Genomic DNA, 1,595 nt, shown 5'->3' with positions numbered 1-1,595 from the left:
GCGCAAACCGGGCGACGCCGCGCTCATAGTCGCCGGTGTTCCTGAAGATCGCGCCGGATCTGGTCGAGGCAGAGCTGGAGGACATCGCCGCCGAAGTCACGGAAAAGCGGGTGGACGGCGTCATCGTCTCCAACACCACCATCTCCCGACCGCCACTGCGCAGCGGCGACACCGCGCGCGAGAGCGGGGGGCTCTCCGGCAAGCCGCTGTTCGAGCGTTCGACCATCGTGCTGGCGAAGATGCGCAAACTGCTCGGGCCGGAGCTTGCCATCGTCGGCGTCGGCGGCGTCGATTCCGCCGATACGGCGCTGGACAAGATCCGTGCGGGTGCCGATCTGGTGCAGCTCTACACCGGCATGATCTATGCCGGGCCTTCGCTGCCAGGCCGTATTCTTTCCGGAATGGCCCGTTTCGTCGAAAAAGAACGGCTGAAGTCGATTTGCGAGTTGCGCGACAGCCGCCTCGACTTCTGGGCGTCCAGGCAACTCTGAACTGCTCTCAGGAGCGCAGGTCGCGGCTGACGGCCCGCTCGCAGATGGTGCAACGAACTCGGGTCAAAGGGTTCCTTCGGAGCTTTCGCCGGGCGTTGGCTGACGGCGCATCAAACAAAAAACCCGCCAGTGCGGCGGGTCATTGGCGCAAATCAGCACCATGGGCAAAAATCTACCACAGCTGAGGTCACCGAGTCAAGAAAAAATTCCTATCGCGAAGCTGCCGCTCAGTGTCCTGGACGGCGCAGGGCCTTCCGGGGGACACCGTCTAAAACGCCGTCCGCACCCTGAGCCGCAGGATCGTCAGCAGGCTGAAGCCTCGCACCAGCAGGAAGACGTGCAGCGCCGCCCAAAGTCCAGTGTTGCCGAAGGCCGGCGCAAGGGTCAGCAGCGCGGCCGCGAAAACCAGGAACGACAGCAGCATCATGTTGCGCATGTCGCGGGACCAGGTCGCGCCGATGAAGACGCCATCCATCTGGAACGCCAGCACACCGCTCAGCGCCGTGAATGCCGCCCATGGCAGGTAGATGTCGGCCACCGAACGGACGTCCTCCGATGTCGTCACGAGAGCGACCAGATTGGCGCCACCAGACAGCATTACCAGCGTCGCGGCTCCCGCCAGCCCGAAACCCCAGAACAGCGTCAGCCGCACGGCCTGGCGGAACGGTGCGGCGGCACGTGCGCCGACGGCACGGCCCGCCAGCTGTTCGGCGGCGGTGGCAAAGCCATCGAGGAAATAGCCGGCGACGAGGAAGAAATTCATCAGCACGGCGTTGGCGGCCAGCGTCACCGTGCCGAACTGCGCGCCCTGGCGGGTGAACAATGCAAAGGCGGCGAGCAGCGAGAACGAACGGATCATGATGTCGCGGTTGAGCGACAGCATGCGCAGGAAGGCGGTCATGTCGAGCAGGCGATGGCGCGGCAAGGGCGGGGCCGCGCGAAACCGGCGGATCACGATGGCCAGGCCGAGCAGCATGGCCAGGAACTCACCGGTGACGGTCGCCCAGGCAACGCCGGCGACGCCCCAGCCAAGTTCCAGCCCAAGCAGGAAGCACAGCGCGATGTTGATGCCGTTCAGCACCAATTGCAGCACCAGTCCAAGCC

General features: G+C 65.1%; 1 protein-coding gene and 1 pseudogene. One reads left to right on the top strand and one right to left on the bottom strand.

Annotated elements, in window-relative coordinates; translation table 11 throughout:
* Positions 1 to 32 precede the first annotated feature (32 nt).
* A pseudogene (locus ENZ75_RS31295) lies at positions 33 to 491 on the top strand (dihydroorotate dehydrogenase (quinone)); the annotation flags it as partial.
* Between the two features lie 268 nt (positions 492 to 759).
* Here the strand turns inward: ENZ75_RS31295 and ENZ75_RS31290 are convergent.
* On the bottom strand, positions 760 to 1,595 hold an 836-nt coding region (locus ENZ75_RS31290), incomplete at its 5' end, for an MATE family efflux transporter (RefSeq protein ID WP_245462739.1).

The organism is Mesorhizobium sp. M7A.F.Ca.CA.002.04.1.1 (assembly GCF_004022805.1).
In the GTDB taxonomy this organism is placed as follows: Bacteria; Pseudomonadota; Alphaproteobacteria; order Rhizobiales; family Rhizobiaceae; genus Mesorhizobium; species Mesorhizobium ciceri.
The sequence above is the reverse complement of the archived record's forward strand: the minus strand, read 5'-3'. Positions and strand labels throughout refer to the sequence as shown.